Raw genomic sequence first — 19,452 nt, forward strand, 5'->3', positions numbered from 1 at the left:
ATTTACTTTTCGCCTAATGTTTGTTGCCATTCTTGTGCACGTTTTAATGCGTAAACGTCCTTTTCAATATCGCCTGGCTTTTCAGCAGTACCAATAATATAACCTGATAACGTTGCACCAATAAATTCCAAGCTATATTTCACTTGAGTGATACATGGTTTTCCTTTAACTTTCGGGAAATCGCCACCAACGATGATTAATCTAAAATCTTTTTTTGCCATTTCTTCTTTAAAATTTTTATAATTGGGATCCATTAATGTTTCAGACCAATGATCGAAAAATGCTTTTACTGATGCCGATAAACTATACCAATATACCGGCGAAGCAATAATAATCGTTTCACTCGCTAATACTTTATCAATAATCTCTTTATAATCATCATTATATGATTCTATTACTTTATTATCATGTCTTACATCTCTAACTGGATTTAATTGATATTGTGTTAAATCTATCCATTCGTAGTCGTATCCTGCTATGGCCGCCTTAGTTAAATGAGCAGTATTCCCCTCTGGTCGACTGCCCCCGAATAAAACTGTGATCATAATAATCTCCTTCTACTACTAAATTAATAATATATCTGTTGAGCTTTATAATTATACATTTCATTATTTAGGTAAACTTAATTAATAATCCTACACTAAATAATGTCATTATTAAACAGATAAATGAAAATACATTAATAAATTAAATTATTTGCTCAAAAATAGTACTTTTCCAACATACTATTTATGTATATTTTTAGGTTTAAAGTTTATAAATATAAAAAGTAGATAAACGCTACATGGTCCATCTACTGTAATATTATTATTCTATTGGAAATAATTGTTCTATTTTTTCTATTTCCTCGTTTGTTAATTTAAAATCAAGGGTTATTAAATTATCCACGACTTGGTTTGGTCGTTTGGCTCCTGGAATGATCACATCTAATGATGGTTTAGTAAGATAATATGCTAATACAACATGTACTACATCTACTCTATGATTATCAGCAATCACTCTGAGTTGATCTACTTTTTCTAAATTTTCTTGATATCTTTCACCTTGAAACTCTGGATTTTCGGCACGAAGATCATCAAATTTCGTGTTCTCTGTATATTTACCAGCTAAAAGACCTGATACTAATGGGAAATATGGAATAAATGTAATATCATTTTCTGAAGTATATTCTAGAATCGCTTCATTTTTACGATTCAATAAATTATATTCCATTTGAACGACATCCACGTAGCCATCTTTATTCGCTTCTTTCAATTGTTCTAAACTAAAGTTCGAAACACCAATGGCTTTGATTTTGCCTTCGTCTTTCAATTCTTTTAAAGCTGCAACCGCTTCATTTTTAGGTGTTGATTCATCTGGAAAATGAATATAATACAAATCAATATAGTCTAATTGTAGACGTTTTAAACTTTGTGCCACTTGTTCTTTTAAGAATTCTGGATCATTAGAGATTTGTACATTCCCATCTTCATCAAAATAATGTGCACCTTTCGTAGCTATCGCAAATTCTTCTCTAGTAAATTCTTTCACTGTCTCGCCAACAAGTTCTTCTGAACGTTCAGGTCCATAGATAAACGCCGTATCTAATAAATTAATATCATTTCTAATTGCTGTACGTACAGTTTCTTTCCCTTGTTCTTCATCTAAATTATTATAAAAGTTATGACCCCCTACTGCATTCGTTCCTAAAGCAATGGGTGATACTTTAACATCTGATTTACCTAATTGTACTTTTTCCGCCAAACTTCTTCAGCTCCTTATATTAAATATGAATCACGTATTTTAAAATACGATTTCTATATTTATGCTCGTTAGCCTCGCAATAATATTGAACAATCTTATGCACATCTTAATAAAAAGTTATCTAAACATCGATGTGCAAATAACCATTAAAATTTAATTGTTTCACTAACTTCATAATTTGTATTTACCCTTTTTAGCTCATTTTATGAGTAGTTTCATAAAGAAATTGTATTTTTAAATCATTTCATTACTTTTATCAACAAATGAACTAAATATAATACTATCTTTATAGAATTTATCATGATAATTCTAATATATTAAATAAATTGCTCGGACCAGAACAACATACATTTCCATAAAAAATAAAAAAACAGCAGTGAAACTTAAATTCCTAAGTCTCACCACTGCCGATCCACTTTCAAATAGTGTCACTATAAACACTACATCTATATGTTATTTCGCACTTTTTCGCTGTGCGAGTTTCTCTTTCAGTTTTCTATCTTGCTCTTCTTTACGGCGTTTACGCAGTTCATTACGCTGTCTCAAACGTTCTTCTTCTTCTGGATCTCTCGGTTTTTGTAACTGTTTCATTACTTTCTCCATGAGTTCTTCTTCTGTTAGTGCAGCGAGTGGGCGGTTATTAACAAATGCAAATGTTTTTCGTCTACCTGGCCCACAATAGGACTGACAGCCAATCTCTATTTCAGCTTCAGGGTCTAATTTCGTCAGCTTTTTTTCTAATGATTTACAATCCACACCCTGACAATCATCACAAATCAGAAACTTGTTTTGCAACTACACCCTCACCTTTCTAATAATATACAGACTCAAAAATTCAATACTGATTTAATATGTATATGTGCACGCATTCGCGATTTTTTTGTATTTACAACTCTAATTATTTTACTCTTTTTAGCGGAAATTTCAAGTTTTTAATTATACTGTTTGCCTATCATGACTTGATTCAAGTTGTCTTATAAATAAAAAAGTGAACTTAGTATATGCTTTTATATTCGCATACTAAGCTCACTTCATCGACTTTTAAGTCCACCATAAATCTGGTGCTGGATTTTCTATATTTACTGATTTCAAATTATTTACTGCTTTAGTAAAGCCTTCTTCAATCGACATAATCGGATCTTCATGTTCGATACTTACGACATAATCATAGCCATTGATTCTCAATGCGCTAATGATTTCTCCCCATACTTGTGGGTTATGACCATAGCCTACAGTTCTAAACGTCCAAGCACGCGTTTGTACATTGCCATAAGGTTGCATATCCGTTAAACCATACATATTTACATTTTCTTGATCAATGTATGTGTCTTTAGCATGAAAATGATGAATGGCATTTTCACGACCTAAAATTTTAATCGCTGCAACTGGATCGATACCTTGCCACCACAAATGACTAGGATCTAAGTTAGCACCAATCGCATCATTTGTTGCTGCTCTTAATTTCAACAACGTATAAGGTGTATGTACTAAAAAGCCTGCATGTAGTTCAATCGCAATTTTGACACCTTGTTCTTTTGCGTATTGTGCTGCTTTTTTCCAATAAGGAATTAGTTTTTCTTCCCATTGCCACTCTAATATTTCAGAATAGGCTGTCGGCCATGGCGTTACTGGCCAATTAGGATATTTTGCTGTTTCATCTGAGCCAGCTACGCCTGAAAAAGTATTAACCACTGGCACATTTAATAATGCCGCTAATTTTATTGTTTTAAACAAAGTATCATGTGCATCTTGTGCATGATCTTGATTTGGTGAAATTGGATTATTGTGACAGCTAAAAGCACTAATGCCTAAACCACGTTGATGTATTTGCTCTAAATATTCAGCTCTTTTACTTTCATCTTCTAATAATTCATCTAAAGGGCAAAATTGATTACCTGGATTACCTCCAGTACCTAATTCAATCATGTCAACACCCGCATCGGCTACATAGTCCAACATTTCTTCAAATTTTTTATCTTGAAATAATACTGAGAACACACCAATTTTCATAAATTAAACCCTCCTCAAAATTTTAAAACATTACAATCGAATACTATGTCCTTCTGTGCTGCTTTGATATATTGCATCTATTAATATATTAATTTTTTGCGCTTGTTCAGGTTGCACGACTAACGCTTCATGGCCTAGACAACTGTTCACAAAATTAAGCGCTTGTCTCTGAGCTGCAATTTCTTCATCATGTGCCGCATCAGCTTGTTCTGTAAAAAATGTGCCAAACCTTGGTTGGTAAATTTCAAAAGGATATAAACTTAAGCCACCGTCTACCCCTGAAATGCTTATATGCTTTGTATCTTCTTTAATATTTGCTGACCAAGAACATTCAAATTGCATCGTTGAATGGTCTTCAAAAGTAATAAAGCTCGTGACATGATCATCTACATCAAACGTTTCATGATCAAATTCTCCCCAATCATTGATTTGATTCGGCGTTTTACTTAGTCTGTTATATGTTTTGCCAATCACTTCAACGGGTTCGACATCTTTTAATAACCACAATGACAAATCTAACAAGTGGCATCCATAATCAATTAGGCTGCCGCCACCTTGCAATGTTTTATTCGTAAACACACCCCAACCTGGTACTTTTCTCCTACGTAAAGCTTGTACACGTGTGACGAGTGCATCACCAACCACACCCTCATCTACAGCATTTTTTGCGGTAATTGCAGCATCCGTAAATCGATAGTGATAGCCTATTGCCAATAATTTGCCAGCACGCTTAGCAGCTTTAACCATCTGTTCGCTCTCTATTTGATTCATCGCCATTGGTTTCTCACAAAATACATGAACCCCTGATTCTAAAGCAGCAATACTGATTTCTGCATGAAATTTATTCGGCGTGCAAATAGCTACGGCATCAACCTTTTCAAACATAGCTTCATAACTTTCAAACACTTTACCAATTGTGAATCTATCCGCTACTGTTTCTGCTAGTGTTTGATTGACGTCTTGCACTGCCACAATTTCAGCAAGATGACTTAAATTTTGAAATGCTGGAATATGTCTACCTTGCGCAATACCGCCACAACCAATAATGCCGATTTTTAATTTTTCTACATTCTCCATAGTAACCAAACTCCCAACCCTATTTTTCTTTTATTTCCTCTAACGGTTGAGCATTGCCATACTGATGTTTCGGTGTATTGGTATTGCATGCCCATTTCACGCCATTTTTGATGACTTGTTGAATGTTGGCATTATAATATGTCGGATAACTTTCATGGCCTGGTCTAAAATAGAATATTTTGCCATTACCTCTTTTAAAAGTCGCTCCGCTTCTAAAGACCTCTCCGCCTTCAAACCAGCTAATAAATACTGTTTCATCTGGTGCTGGGATATCAAAATGCTCTCCGTACATTTCTTCTTTCTCTAATTCAAAATATGAATCTAAGCCTTCAGTAATCGGATGTGTCGGATCAACTACCCATAATCGTTCTTTTTCATCTGCTTCTCTCCACTTAAGGTCACACGTAGTGCCCATTAAGTTTTTGAAAATTTTCGAGAAATGTCCAGAATGTAACACAACAAGACCCATGCCATCCAACACACGTTGTTTCACTTTTTCTACAATAATATCATCGACTTCATCATGTGCTTTATGCCCCCACCAAACTAACACGTCTGTATTCGCTAATACATCGTCTGTCAGACCATGTTCGGGTTCATCTAGTGTTGCCGTCTTAACTTGGTGTTCATGCTCTAGAAAAGACGCTAATGCTTTATGAATACCTTCAGGATAAACTTTTTTTACTTCAGCACTTTCTTGTTCATGACGAAATTCATTCCAAATTGTTATATTCAATAGTAAGCTCCCCTTTGATTAATGATTATTGAGATATACCGCTTTTCCTGTTTTTGCAGATTCATATATCGCTTCTAATATTTGAGTTACTACAAATGCTTCTTTAGGTTTTACGACTGGTTCAGTATCATGAATAATATTATCTATCCAAGCACGTGCTTCTTCTTCAGCTTCATCGATTTTTTCACTTTCATAAAAATCAACACCTGCATTATCTACTTCAATTTGAGATGTATATAAAGTGCCGAATGCTTCACCATGGACGCGTAAACCATCCTTCATATCCGCACCACCCTGCGTACCTGACAATGCACATTTCGCTTCGTCTACGTCTAAAGAATTGAGCGCCCAACTAGATTCTAAGATGATTGTTGCGCCATTACGCATCTTAATAAAGCCAAACGCTGAGTCTTCAACAGTAAATTCATCTGGATCCCACGGTCCCCATGCATTTGCTGCATTGTCTTGTTTTCCCAATTTATGAAAAGTAGATCCCATAACAGACTCTGGTTCGTAATTATCCATCATCCATAATGTTAAATCCAATGCATGTGTACCAATATCAATTAATGGTCCGCCGCCTTGTTTCTCTTCATCTAGGAACACACCCCACGTAGGAACTGCACGACGTCGAATTGCTTGCGCTTTACTATAATAAATATCTCCTAAGTCTCCACGTTGCGTCACTTTTCGTAAATGTTGACTGTCAGCTCTAAATCTATTTTGGTAACCAATTGTTAATTTTTTATTATTTCGCTCCGCCGCCTCGATCATTTCACGGGCTTCGTTTGAAGTTTTAGCCATTGGTTTCTCGCACATTACATGTTTCCCAGCATTTAATGCTGCAACTGTTATCTCCTTATGTGTATTATTAGGTGTACACACGTGTATTACTTCTATAGATTTATCTTCGAGTAATTGTTTGTAATCTTCATATATTGCCGCGTTTTCTATACCGTAAGTTGTCGCTGCAGATTCAGCTTTAGCTACGTCTATATCGCAAAAAGCGACCATAGTTGCTTCTGGGATTTTTTCTAAACTTGGTAAATGCTTACCATTAGCTATGCCACCGCATCCAATTATTCCAATTTTCACATTCATAGACTCATCCCTTTATATTAAATTTATTCAGTCTTTAAAAGTAACCGCTTACAAAAAGTCGTATTAAATTTAAGCTTTATTACATTTAAAAGGTTAATACTTAATTTCATATTAAAATACAATGTTAAAAATACCAATAAATTTGACGTATTTAGATTTTATATATTAACATTAGAATATATTTTCAAATTCCGGAAAATTTTCCAATGAATAGGTGGAATCCACACATATGGTACTTGATCATCTTATCAATAAATACTTTGAGCAATTAACTGAAAATGATTTACATATCATCAATATCATACGTCAAAACATGGATGACATGTCAGCTATGAAAATCCATGATTTAAGTAAACTCACGCATACTTCCATCTCAACGATTCATAGGCTCGTTAAAAAGATGGGCTTTGAAGGCTATAGCAACTTTAAGTTTTACTTGAAAATGGAAAACAACGCACAACCATCACATTTAGCAAGCACAGACCCGATTGTCGAAGATGTGCAAAGAACTGTAGAACACCTTCAAATGTTCGACTATAAACTTTTAAACCACTTATTAGAAGCTGCACCTTTCGTCTATATCTTCGGCACAGGCATGGCCCAACAAAATGTTGCCAGGGAAGCACAACGCCATATGCTTTCTATCTCTAAACGCTCTATTGTTGTTAATGATGAAAATGAATTGCGCTTAGCTATAGATCAAATGTCACCAGAAGATTTACTTTTCATCATTTCTTTATCGGGTGAAACTAAAAATTTAAAAGAACCTATTCAACTCATTAAATCACGTGAATTGCATTACGTCTCTATCACGACATTACATGACAACTATATTGCCAAAAATGCCGCCTTCAATATTTATGTTAACAGTGCACCAATGCAATTTTTTAATAATACGAAACATTACAGTTTTACTCCATATTATGTCGTTTTTGATTTTATCGCTAGAACATATCACAACTACAAAATTTCCAAATAATGATATAAATTATATGATGTAAAACAATGATACTGATTTGTTTTACATCATATTTAATTTTATAGTCTTATGCTTCGTGCTTAATAATTTGTTCTACCGCTTCTCTCACTTGTGGAACCGAAAGTCCTACGATGACTTGTACGTTTTTCCCGCTTTTCACGAGTCCATGCGCACCACCCACTGTTTTAAAATAGCCATCTTCTTCTACTTTTTCAGGGTCTTTAACGGTCACACGTAATCTTGTTGCACAATTTGTTATATCAGCAATATTTTCCGTGCCACCTAAGCCTTCTAAATAAATTGCAGCTTTTGTTTCATATTCGTTTTTATCACTCGTTTTTTTGTGTTTATTTTCCTTATAATCACGCTTCGTATAGAGCTTAGCATCTATCTCATCATCTTTCTCTCTACCTGGCATAGGTATATCCATTTTTAGGATAATAAATCTGAATAGATAATAATAAATGAATATGAATATAATGCCTATAATAAATTGAGCGACGTAAGTTCCCCAATGCGAACCAAACAACGGAATCCAATTGGTTGCTGCGATTTCAATAAAGCCACCACCTAAATTACCTACAAGACCAAACCCGTGCATAATGGTCACCATTGTTGCTCCGAGAATAGCGTGGATTAAAAATAGAAACGGCGCTATAAAGATAAACGTAAATTCTAGTGGCTCTGTGATACCTGCAAACACGGCTGTTAAAGTAGCAGCTAATAATAATGCCCCAACTTCTTTCTTTTTATGTGCTTTTGCCGTTGAATATATCGCAAGTGCTATACCAATCGAGCCGAACATTTTAATATTACCTTGTAATAAAAATCCACCACCTGGAAAAATTTCTTTTAGTGGTTTTGTTGTTTGCGAATACTCAGTTAAATGAGAAATCCAATACGATTTAATACCACCATCGACTACTGCCGGTCCATATTCAAACGGCGTGTAGATGAAATGATGTAATCCTGTCGGAATTAAAATACGTTCTAAAAAGTGGAAAAGCCATACGCCAACGTAACTTGATGAAGCTAAAAACACTTGTAACGAAGCAATCCATCCTTGAACAATAGGCCATCCCCAACTTGTTAAAAATGCTAATGGAATCATAGCAAAGAATGCTATCATGACAACAAACGGCGAACCTTGGAATATTCCTAAAGACTCTGGCAATTTCTTATCATAATATCGATTATGTAACCAAATCGCGATGCCTGAGATGATGAGTGCACCGATAATATTTGTATCTAAGGTTTTAATACCTGCGAGTTCAGTAATACCTGTGACTTCTCCTGCATCGCCCTTAAAGTCCACACCAAAAGCAGGGCCCCATGTCGTTAATATGCTATTTATAAAATAATTAAACATCATATAAGTTACTACCGACGACATTACTGCATGGCCAGCTGACTTTTTAGCTAGTGATATAGGTAAGCCGATAACGAAAATAAGTTCTATATTTTCAAATACCGTCCACCCACCATTTTCAATTAATGACCATATTTGAAACCATAAACCATTAGGATCAGCCAGCTGACCCATAATCGCCTCGTTTTTAAACAGTGTAGCTATGCCAATAATAATCCCGAAAAATGGAAATAATAATACTGGAACAATCATTGCGCCACCAAATCTACGAATTGCATCTCCAAACTTACGTCCCAAATTCATAATAATCACCCTTCTATCATCGCATTATTATAAGCGCTTTCTTAAGATGATCGTATGCTTTAATCTCAATGAGTTCAATAACATTCGTACATTTAGACAATTCATTTCTACAACTGAATTTATTTCCATTAAGAGGTAAATTTTCCATTGCGTTATTTAGATGTGGTCAGATTAACGACAACGTATTATGCGTTGCTTATCAGTGTCTTAGATTTAGTTGCTAGATAGTTTACTTTTATTCAATTTCAGCAAAATAAAAAACAGTAGTGAGTGGGACATATATTTATGCCTCAGCTTCATACTGTTCATTTTCATTATTGACCGTGGTATATATTAAACTCCAAAGGTTTCACTTCATTTTCTAACCATTCATCGTAAATGCGTTGCTTATTAACACCTTTATTGATTATCGTTATGCCACAATCTCCACCACCTGCACCTGATGTTTTGGCAGCGCCGCCATATTTTTCAGCTACAGAACATAATACTTTTAAATGGGCAGTTTCAATATCAACTGTCGCTTCTTTATCCATAGATTGAATAATCTCACGGTTGATGCGAATCATTTGTTGCACGCCTTTAATATGATTCGTTTTAAAAGCATGTATCAACTTCTCAACACATAAATGAGAGCGTTCTAAAAATTTACCGTAAAAGGTAGGATCTGATTTCAAGCGTTTTACTTCACTCACTAAGTGGTGTGACGAAGCTGGTGACCCAGTCCAACCTATAAGCACTTCCATATTTTCTGGTGGCTGTAATGGTTCGATATGAAGGCCAGGCCAGTTTTTATTCAATACATCATTGACTGACGTATCTTCAATTTGCTGTGATACCCATTCATGATCAAACGTACTATAAGCTAACCAGCCAGTATAAACACTGACAGCAATATCACCACAAGAACTTAAGCTTTGTAATTTCATATTTGCAATAACTGCAAGTTTGTAAATATATAAATTAGATAAATGCATACCATAAAATTCATTCAAAGCTTTAACAACTGATACCAAGACAGCTGCACTAGAACCTAAACCATATTTATGCCCATTTGTATCGTCTAAATTACTATCAATTGTTAAATTGAAATGTTTTAAAGGCATATTATTACTTCTTACAAATTGTTCAAAGATTTCAATTGCTGTGATGACATACTTCAATTGTTTCGCAGCATTTAAATCTGAAACTACAATTTTATCTTCACGTCTTTGAAATGTTACTGGTTCATGATGTAAGGTCTTAGAATGTATCGTACCCTGTGGTGCATTTGAATCTTCAATAGAAGCAGTTACAAATCGATCTACTGCGATTAATATTGATTTATAGCCAGGTTCGACAACTGCGTATTCACCTGCAATGTATAGCTTCCCTGGTGCTTTAACTTGAATCATTTTATCTCTTCCTTACTCAATAATTTCTACGCCTGTACGTGTAATGTCGCTCGCAATGATTTGGTCTTCTTTAAACGATTTATGTAATGCATCAACAACCGCTTGTTTATTTTTCTTTTCTACTAAAATTTTAACATTTGGACCAGCATCCATCGTAAAGTAACAAGGATGACCCGCCTTACGACATTGGTCTACGATGTCCATCACTAAATAACTGTCGTCGACCATATAAGTGAACGGCGGTTGTGCACCTAAGTTTGTTGCATGCATGCGCAAACCGTTGGCTTCAATCACTTCACCTAATTGTTTAAAGTCTTTTTGATTTATTGCATGCTTAACTGACGCTATGTCCTCATCCACATGGTCTAACCAATATTGATAAAAACGTGATGTATCACGTGTAAGTGACATACCGGCACGACTTGAAACTTTTTTCGATTTATTATTAATGACAACAAATATCATTGCTAACTCGTCTTCCCAATTATCTGCTTCAACAGGAAAACTATATGATGTCTCATCATCATACCCTTTTTCCCATTCTACAAAACCGCCATAGATACTTCTAGAAGCAGATCCTGACCCTCTACGAGCCAATCTAGATAACGCTTTGCCTGTTAACCCTAGATTCAAAGCCGCATCACAAGCTGCTGCTAATGCCGCATAGGCACTTGCTGAAGATGCTAACCCTGCTGCTGTAGGGACATAATTATCACTCTCAATATATGCAAACATTGAGGTTTGACTTAATTCGCGGAACACATCCATAAAACGGTGTATCTTAGCTGCTTCTGCGTCATTTACTGCTTGGCCATTCAAAATAAGCGTATCTTTAGTATAGCTCTCATCAAATGTCACTTTAGTTTCAGTATAAAAGCGATCTAATGTAACCGACAAACTATTATTCATCGGAATAATATAAGTTTCATCAGCTTTACCCCAATATTTTATGAGTGCAATATTTGTATGTGCACGTGCTTTACCACTATTAACCAACGTCATTAACCTCCTAAATATTCAATCCATGTATGATGTGCACCTAAGTTTTGCGCACTTTCAACAATTTTCTCAGCCACTTCTAAGGTTGAAGCAAGTACAATCATACTACCGCCACGACCGCCACCAGTTAATTTTCCAGCAATAGCGCCTTGTTGTTTACTTGCCTCAAGTAATGTTTCAATTTTATCATGGCTTACCGTTAATGTACGTAAGCTTTCTTGACACAAATTAAAGATAGAGGCTAATTTTTCGAAGTTATGATGCTCTATAGAGTCACTTGCTTCGTGTACAAGTTGACCAATATGTTTCACATGTTCTAAGTACTCATTATCTTCTTTACATAAATTATGTACATCTTCTACTGCTTGTTTTGTAGAGCCGAGTACACCTGTGTCAATAACAATCATGTAACCATTCAATTCTAATGGCTTTAATGTCGTCACGTTACCTTGCTTAAACCACACTGGCTTATTCGATACAATCGTTTGTGTATCAATGCCACTTGGTTTACCGTGTGCAATACGTTCCGCCCAATTGGCTTCTTCTATCAACACCTCATCAGATAATGGTTTATTGAGGTAGTCGAAACTTGCACGCACAAAAGCAACCGCCATTGCAGCACTTGAGCCTAGCCCTCTAGATGGTGGTAAGTTTGTATCAATCGAAACTTTTATAGGTGTTTGGATTTCATATTTTTCTACAAAACGAGTTATTACTGCCTTTAAATGTTCAGGTGCATTAATTAACTCACCTTCATATACATCACTTTTAATACATGAAGAAAAAGGTTCTTCTATAGATTCTATTTTCGCTCTCACTTTCCCGGTCGTAAATGGAATCGCAATTGCTGGCTCGCCAAATGTAACAGCATGTTCACCAATTAATATTACTTTTCCATTTGCTTCCCCATATCCTTGTTGTGTCATATTCTCAATCACCTTTAGTATTTTCTTTAGTTTTATATTTTAAGTACGCTACACCTTACAGACCACACTGATTTTAGTCATTTCAGAACACCACAATGCATTCTGCTTAAATTTCCCAGGAAATTTCGTGTTCTAAGTCTCGTTGTTAGCGCATCTAATATGTCTTTTATTATTAATAATTTGAAAAGACTGCTCGTATTCTATATGAAAATACTCAACCTTAACTAATTTTACACACATTATTATACATTATCTCACAAATTTTATATTATGCCATACAACTCTAGACATAGATATTTGGTTTATTTTTAATTAAATAACAGAAAGTGTCTTCTCAAAAGTTAATACCTGCTACTAATTATAATCAATACTTTTCCATTATAAAACTCTATAGTCTTATATTCAAAAAGTTAACATGATTTTACGGAAATTTATTTAAATTAGTTAGTTTTAAACTACACTTTTCCTATATTACTTATTTACTTTCTATAATTCAACAATTAGAAAGATTTATGTCAATAATTTTTATATTAACTATAAAAAAGACCAGAGCCGTTACTTTAATAAAAAAGTATCGTTTCTGGTCTTAATAATTATTTACTCCATCGCTTGATTCATCTTAGCGTTACGTTCAATCATTTTTTCAAAGTAACCTTCATAGCGTTGCCATTCATCATTTGTTATAGGTTCCATGTTTAATTGTCCACCTAAATCTTTAAGGGCATATAACAATTTAAACATTACGTCTTGGACAGTGATTGTTTTACCTAATAGTGACTCTAACGACGCCATGCATTGTGGATCAATATTTGGATAAGTGAATTTTGTTTCTGCATCCTTTAATGCGCGTTTATAAAAAGATTTCATCATATCAGCACGTTCACTGCCATCACCTTCTACACAAAGATACACTTGTACAGCAATGCCACCACGTACCCGTCTTTGGGAAATACCCGCAAATTTTCGCCCATTAATACTTAAATCAAATTTCCCTGGACAATACGATCGTTCAATTTCATGTGTTTCAATCTCTACATCTTCATCTTCAAACATTTTCGAAACCAATAAATACATCACTGTAAAAGCTTCATCTATTGTAATGTCATGTTTACCTTTAAAGAGAAGAGAAATATTGAGTATACCTTGGTCTAGGACTACACCCAAACCACCTGAATTTCTAACAATCGCATTATAGCCACGTTCTTCAGTAAGATAACGAATGCCGTCTTGTAAAAAAGGTAGGCGTGAATCATGTATACCTAAAATGACTGTATGTTGGTGTATCCAAGTACGTACCACATTACATGATAAATCTTTGCCAACACTTTCAGAAAATGTATCATCGAATGCAAATGATTGCATAGGCGCTAACCCAGAAGAATGGTCAATATAACGCCAATCTATATCATTAAAATATTTACTTGCTAAATCCATTATTGTAATGTTTGCGCAGCAGTAATGATTGATAAGTTATACACGTCTTCTGTTGAACAACCACGAGATAAATCATTCACTGGAGAATTCAGTCCTTGTAGTACTGGACCTACTGCATCAAAACCGCCTAAACGTTGTGCAATTTTGTATCCAATATTACCCGCTTCTAAACTTGGGAAGATAAATACATTAGCATTACCTTGTATTTTTGCGTCTGGTGCTTTTTTCTTAGCAACTTCTGGTACGATTGCTGCGTCAAATTGGAATTCACCATCTACAACAACATCTTCAATATTGTCAGTTTCAATTTTCTCTTGAGCTAAATTCACTGCATTTGCTACTTTTTCAACATCGTCTGATTTTGCAGAGCCTTTTGTTGAAAAACTTAACATTGCTACACGCGGTGACATGTCAAAGCTTTTAGCAGTTTTTGCACTCTCTACTGCAATTTCAGCTAAGTCTTGTGCTTCAAGCGTTGGATTGATTGCGCAATCGCCGAAGATATATTGCTCTTCTCCTTTAATCATAAAGAAAACGCCAGATGTTTTTGAAACACCAGGTTTCGTTTTAATAATTTGTAATGCTGGACGAACTGTATCGCCTGTAGAATGTGCTGCACCGCTGACTAGTCCTTCAGCTTTACCAGTATAAACAAGCATTGTACCAAAGTAGTTTACATTTTTTAGCATTTCTTGTGCTTGTTCTTCAGTCGCTTTACCTTTACGGCGTTCAACGAAAGCAGTTACTAATTCTTGTTTCAATTCACTTGTTTCTGGATCGATAATTTCAATGTTAGTAATATCTAATCCTTTATCGTTAGCTAAAGCCTTCACATTAGCTTCATTACCCAATACTACTGGTGTAACATATTCCGTATTTTGTAATTGTGTTGCTGCTGTTAATACGCGTTCATCTTCACCCTCAGGTAATACGATTCTCACATTTTTTCCTGAAAGTTTTTCTTGTAATACATCTAATAAAGACATAGGGGGCCTCCTCGAAATTTAAATCTATTTATTTACACTATATAGTATACGTTATTTTTTTATAGAATTCCATGTCACCAATTTGTAATCATTTACTTATGTTTTAACACTGCCTTTATGGTAGAATTTTATAGTGAAGACATAGAAATTTTCACAAAGGAGCGATTTACAATGCCACAAGTACCAGAAACGTTAGACGGTTGGTATAGTTTACATTTATTATATGCTATTGATTGGACTACTTTACGTTTAGTTCCAGAGGAAGAACGTCAATCTCTCGTGGAAGAATTACAATCGTTTTTAGATAAGCACGAAGAAGCACGTACAAATAATGCAGGAGATCATGCATTTTACAATATTAATGGTCAAAAAGCAGACCTTCTTTTATGGGTATTACGTCCAGAAATGAAAGATTTAAATGCTTTTGAAAATGAATTTAATAAATTGAAAATTACAGATTTCTTAATTCCAACATATTCTTATGTTTCTATCATAGAATTAGGTAATTATCTTGCAGGAAAATCTGATGAAGATCCATATGAAAATCCTCATATTAAACCAAGATTATTCCCTGAATTACCTCGTACTGAATATATCTGTTTCTATCCAATGGATAAACGTCGTGGTGAAACGTATAACTGGTATATGTTACCACTTGAAGATAGAAAGAAACTTATGCATGATCATGGCATGATTGGTCGCCAATATGCAGGTAAAATCAAACAATTCATCACTGGATCTGTTGGTTTTGACGATCACGAATGGGGCGTTACACTTTTTGCAGAAGACCCACTTCAATTCAAAAAAATTGTTTATGAAATGAGATTTGATGAAACGACTGCACGCTACGGCGACTTTGGTAGTTTCTTTGTAGGTAATATCATCACAAAAGATGTCTTACAAGATTTATTTTCATTATAAAATACAATAAACGATTCTATTCATATTAATGGAAACGTATAAGACTGTCGGCAAAGTATCCAACTTTGTCGGCATTTTTTTATGCATTCACCTATTTCGGTATTCGTTCTTACTCGCTCTGCTTTCACTATGGTGAAAGCTAGAGCGAGTAAAAAGGCACACTTGCCGTTGAACAAGTGTGCCTGAGTCTGTGTAGTGTGTTTGGGAGAACTTTAATCACTACTTAATTTAATATTAACTGTTAAATATTGTCGCTACTCAATATTTGTCTGAAACAGCTAACTAATATTATTTTAGCCTATTTGCGAAATTTGAAACATATTTAAATTACTTAAATTGTATAAAATGTTATATTTTAAAATTTATAAAGCGCATAAGTTACTTTCTGATTCCTCTAACAATTTTTATGAGTAAAGTGTTACAATAAAAATTATTAACTCAATAACTTATTCCTATGCTATGAATACAAAAACATAGCTTTAGTTAAATACTTCATTATTGGTGATTAAATGACAATATACAATCAAACAGTTGAAAGTTATGATGAAAGAATGGCGAAAGATGTCATTTTGCTCGCAGGACGCATTCTGTTGGAATCTGGTGCAGAAGGTTCCAGAGTTGAAGATACAATGACTCGGATTGCAACTACGTTAGGTTATCCAGAAAGCAATAGTTTCGTAACTAATACAGTCATTAACTTCATGTTACATAACGAATCTTATCCTAGGATCTTCAGGATTAAAACACGAGATACCAATCTTCATCGTATATCAAGAACAAATGGTATATCTAGGCAGCTTGCTTTAGGTGACATTTCACTTGAAGATGCCTTTCAAGAACTGCAAAAAATATATCATGAACAAAGCATTAACCATGATCTAATTTTCAAATTTATTGCTGCCGCTGTTATCGCAGCCAGTTTTTTATATCTTCAAGGTGGCATCTTAACAGATGTACTTACTGCTATTTTGGCTGGTTCCTTTGGCTTCATTGTTGTAGAAACGCTTCAACGAAAATTACACGCTCAATTCATTCCAGAATTTATGGGCGCAATTGTCATCGGTCTCATAACCGTTTCAGGACATTATTTAATACCCGGTGGTTCGATATCTACTATTATAATAGCTTCAGTAATGCCTATCGTTCCTGGTGTATTAATAACGAATGCCATTCAAGATTTATTCGCCGGTCACATGTTACTATTTACCACTAAATCACTAGAAGCCCTAGTGACTGCCTTTGGTATAGGCGCCGGTGTTGGTACTATACTCATTATTTTTTAGGAGCAATGTCTATGTTTTGGATTTTAAATTTAATATTTAGTTATACTGCTTCCCTTTTCTTTGGTGTGATATTTGATGTGCCAAAACGCCTATACAACACAGTTGGTATTGTAGGTGCATGTGGATGGATGTTTTATATTTTATTTTATGAAGGTTTTCATTTCCATACTATATATTCTAGTTTCTTTGGAAGTATTGCGTTAGGTATGCTAAGTCACATCATGGCTCGTTATAAAAAGGAACCCGTAATTATATTTATGGTTCCAGGTATTATCCCACTCGTACCTGGTGGTCTTGCATTCGATGCAACAAAAAGCTTGATTCTATTGGAATTTAGTAAAGCAATTAATACAATGTTAGAAGTGACTTTAATTGCTGGTGCTATCGCTTTAGGATTACTTTTTGCTGATCAAATATCAAAACTTATTGTCTCTGGTACGAAAATACGTAAAAAAAGAATTTAACACGCATGATGCTAAAGCAAAAACCTGAGAAAAATCATTATTACAAATGATTTTTCTCAGGTTTTTTTGTTACTCGCTATTTTTATAATCAAAGATCTAATAATAAAAGCCCTCCAATATAAACACTTTTAATATGTCTGTATTGAAGGGCGTATATGCAATTATATAATCCAAGTTTAAATGTTAGGATTATATAATTTTACATGCAAAAAACATGATTATTATTCACAAAAACAACTAGTTGTTCGCTTTATCTGATTTATTTTTATTAATTAAATCTACTATTTCATCTTCTGATTGATTTAAAATAAGTTTACTTAGTCTGTCATTATCCATATTTTTCAGTTTTGGATAACGTACAACAAAGAAAATTAAACCAATAATTAACCAACCGCCTAATGCGATATAAGATGGTGTTGAAAGTGCTGCTGGTGACCCAGGAACTAATAATAAGAGTAAGAACACAAATGAAACGATTGAACCTAATATCGCAAAAACTTTGTATACAGGTCCGTATGTGTTACTTGATTTATCAAAACTAAAGAGTCTTGCTGCTGATAAACATGTAATAAAATAAGCAATTGATACACCTGTTGAAGACATATCAACAATCCACGTTAATGCAGTACGACCTAGCCACGGTGCAATTAATGTAACAGAAACTAAAAAGAAAATTGCAATATAAGGTGTCTTATATTTTTTATGCAATTTACTAAATACAGAAGGCATAATGCCTGAACGTCCCATTGAGAATAATAAACGGCTTGAACTCATCAAGAAACCATTTAAACCAGTGAATATTCCCATCATAATTGCAATTGCTAGCACTGCTAAACCAATATAACCAAAGGCTTCTTGTGTCACAGCACCTGTTAACCATAAATTACCATTTAAACTTGTTGATGAACTACTTAACCAACTTGTGTATAAAATCATTAATACATAAGTGAATGCTGCGGCAAGTAAACTATAAACGATTAATTTAAATGTTTTATTCGGCGCAAAATCAAATTCTTCTGCTGTTTGTGGAATATTGTCAAATCCAACATATGCCCATGGCGCTACCGCCACAATCATAATAATGGATGTAAACCAACCTTCTTTTTCATTAGTTAACGGTTGTAAATTTTCAAAAGAGAAGTTATTCCCGAAGAATGAACCGAAAAATAGTAATAAGATTGTTATAACCATTGCTACACAGAAATAAAATTGTAGAGATCCTGATACACTTGCACCTTTAATTGCTATAAACATAAAGACAATTAATAATAACGATGCGATAAGAATCTCAGTTATATATACATCCCATCCTGCAATAGTATATAACTTACCAGTTTCTAATATATCTGGTAGTAAGAACTTAATTAATAAACTAAATGCTGTTGCGTTTAAAGCTACAACACATATATATCCAAAAGTTAAAAACCAGGATGAGAAGAAACTGACGTACCTTCCAAATCCTAAAAAACTAAATGCAAATGCCCCACCTGAAACTGGAAAACGTTCAACTAAAGCACCATAACTTACTGCAATCAGTATCATTAATAATGCACCAATTACAATACCTATCGCTGCAGATATAGGACCTGATTGACCAATCCAGTCGCCAGGTAGTATAAATGCGCCCCAACCTATACATGAACCATAGGCTATAGCCCATACAAATTTTTCAGATAAGTTTTGTTTTAAATCTCCTCTATCTATTTCCTTATCATTTTGACTCATAAATA

General features: G+C 34.4%; 18 protein-coding genes. 4 read left to right on the top strand and 14 right to left on the bottom strand.

Annotated elements, in window-relative coordinates; all coding sequences use genetic code 11:
* Nucleotides 1-2: 2 nt before the first annotated feature.
* From AAA453_RS13155 to AAA453_RS13185, 7 genes are all read right to left on the bottom strand, one after another.
* Complete coding sequence (locus tag AAA453_RS13155) at nt 3-545, bottom strand: flavodoxin family protein (RefSeq protein ID WP_069815127.1); 543 nt, start codon at nt 543-545, stop codon at nt 3-5.
* 262 nt (nt 546-807) lie between these two features.
* A complete protein-coding gene (locus AAA453_RS13160) occupies nt 808-1,743 on the bottom strand; it encodes an aldo/keto reductase (RefSeq protein WP_427705349.1) in 936 nt (311 codons plus the stop codon).
* 453 nt (nt 1,744-2,196) lie between these two features.
* A complete protein-coding gene (locus AAA453_RS13165) occupies nt 2,197-2,538 on the bottom strand; it encodes a DUF1450 domain-containing protein (RefSeq protein ID WP_002508430.1) in 342 nt (113 codons plus the stop codon).
* Nucleotides 2,539-2,784: 246 nt separating this feature from the next.
* Nucleotides 2,785-3,753: a sugar phosphate isomerase/epimerase family protein gene (locus AAA453_RS13170; RefSeq protein WP_427705351.1), complete on the bottom strand. Its 969-nt coding sequence runs from the start codon at nt 3,751-3,753 to the stop codon at nt 2,785-2,787.
* A 30-nt stretch (nt 3,754-3,783) separates the two neighbouring features.
* Nucleotides 3,784-4,830 carry a Gfo/Idh/MocA family protein gene (locus AAA453_RS13175; protein ID WP_427705353.1) on the bottom strand — a complete coding sequence of 349 codons (1,047 nt, stop codon included), beginning with the start codon at nt 4,828-4,830 and terminating at the stop codon, nt 3,784-3,786.
* Between the two features lie 19 nt (nt 4,831-4,849).
* Nucleotides 4,850-5,566, bottom strand: a complete 717-nt coding sequence (locus tag AAA453_RS13180) for a ThuA domain-containing protein (RefSeq protein ID WP_427705355.1) — start codon at nt 5,564-5,566, stop codon at nt 4,850-4,852.
* Between the two features lie 18 nt (nt 5,567-5,584).
* On the bottom strand, nt 5,585-6,667 hold the full coding sequence (locus tag AAA453_RS13185) for a Gfo/Idh/MocA family protein (RefSeq protein ID WP_427705357.1): 1,083 nt from the start codon (nt 6,665-6,667) through the stop codon (nt 5,585-5,587).
* A gap of 229 nt (nt 6,668-6,896) precedes the next feature.
* Here AAA453_RS13185 and AAA453_RS13190 point away from each other — a divergent pair, with 229 nt between their 5' ends.
* Entirely contained in the window at nt 6,897-7,646 is a 750-nt protein-coding gene (locus AAA453_RS13190) for a MurR/RpiR family transcriptional regulator (RefSeq protein WP_427705360.1), read from the top strand.
* A gap of 67 nt (nt 7,647-7,713) precedes the next feature.
* Here AAA453_RS13190 and AAA453_RS13195 read toward each other — a convergent pair whose 3' ends face one another.
* The 6 genes from AAA453_RS13195 to pta form a co-directional block, all read right to left on the bottom strand.
* Entirely contained in the window at nt 7,714-9,318 is a 1,605-nt protein-coding gene (locus tag AAA453_RS13195) for an alpha-glucoside-specific PTS transporter subunit IIBC (RefSeq protein ID WP_069832614.1), read from the bottom strand.
* Nucleotides 9,319-9,632: 314 nt separating this feature from the next.
* Nucleotides 9,633-10,709, bottom strand: coding sequence for a phosphomevalonate kinase (locus tag AAA453_RS13200; protein WP_069832613.1), 1,077 nt, complete (start codon nt 10,707-10,709; stop codon nt 9,633-9,635).
* Between the two features lie 12 nt (nt 10,710-10,721).
* The gene (gene mvaD / locus AAA453_RS13205) at nt 10,722-11,705 is read right to left on the bottom strand and encodes a diphosphomevalonate decarboxylase (protein WP_069815338.1); all 984 of its coding nucleotides are present in this window, start codon (nt 11,703-11,705) and stop codon (nt 10,722-10,724) included.
* Between the two features lie 5 nt (nt 11,706-11,710).
* The gene (gene mvk / locus AAA453_RS13210; RefSeq protein WP_427705362.1) at nt 11,711-12,634 is read right to left on the bottom strand and encodes a mevalonate kinase; all 924 of its coding nucleotides are present in this window, start codon (nt 12,632-12,634) and stop codon (nt 11,711-11,713) included.
* A 597-nt stretch (nt 12,635-13,231) separates the two neighbouring features.
* Nucleotides 13,232-14,068: a lipoate--protein ligase family protein gene (locus AAA453_RS13215; protein WP_427705364.1), complete on the bottom strand. Its 837-nt coding sequence runs from the start codon at nt 14,066-14,068 to the stop codon at nt 13,232-13,234.
* Complete coding sequence (pta, locus tag AAA453_RS13220) at nt 14,068-15,054, bottom strand: phosphate acetyltransferase (RefSeq protein ID WP_069815106.1); 987 nt, start codon at nt 15,052-15,054, stop codon at nt 14,068-14,070. The genes AAA453_RS13215 and pta overlap by 1 nt, the downstream gene beginning before the upstream one ends.
* A 171-nt stretch (nt 15,055-15,225) precedes the next feature.
* On the opposite strand from pta, the gene hemQ reads away from it, so the two are divergent.
* The 3 genes from hemQ to AAA453_RS13235 all read left to right on the top strand — a co-directional run bounded on the left by hemQ (nt 15,226) and on the right by AAA453_RS13235 (nt 17,722).
* Nucleotides 15,226-15,975, top strand: a complete 750-nt coding sequence (gene hemQ, locus AAA453_RS13225; protein ID WP_002508442.1) for a hydrogen peroxide-dependent heme synthase — start codon at nt 15,226-15,228, stop codon at nt 15,973-15,975.
* Between the two features lie 515 nt (nt 15,976-16,490).
* On the top strand, nt 16,491-17,258 hold the full coding sequence (locus tag AAA453_RS13230; RefSeq protein ID WP_427707072.1) for a threonine/serine exporter family protein: 768 nt from the start codon (nt 16,491-16,493) through the stop codon (nt 17,256-17,258).
* A gap of 11 nt (nt 17,259-17,269) precedes the next feature.
* Complete coding sequence (locus AAA453_RS13235; RefSeq protein ID WP_069815102.1) at nt 17,270-17,722, top strand: threonine/serine exporter family protein; 453 nt, start codon at nt 17,270-17,272, stop codon at nt 17,720-17,722.
* Between the two features lie 237 nt (nt 17,723-17,959).
* Here the strand turns inward: AAA453_RS13235 and AAA453_RS13240 are convergent, their stop codons facing one another.
* Nucleotides 17,960-19,447: an APC family permease gene (locus tag AAA453_RS13240; protein WP_069832608.1), complete on the bottom strand. Its 1,488-nt coding sequence runs from the start codon at nt 19,445-19,447 to the stop codon at nt 17,960-17,962.
* Nucleotides 19,448-19,452 lie beyond the last annotated feature (5 nt).

Origin of the sequence: Staphylococcus parequorum (assembly GCF_039237145.1) — a bacterium.
In the GTDB taxonomy this organism is placed as follows: domain Bacteria; phylum Bacillota; class Bacilli; order Staphylococcales; family Staphylococcaceae; genus Staphylococcus; species Staphylococcus equorum_A.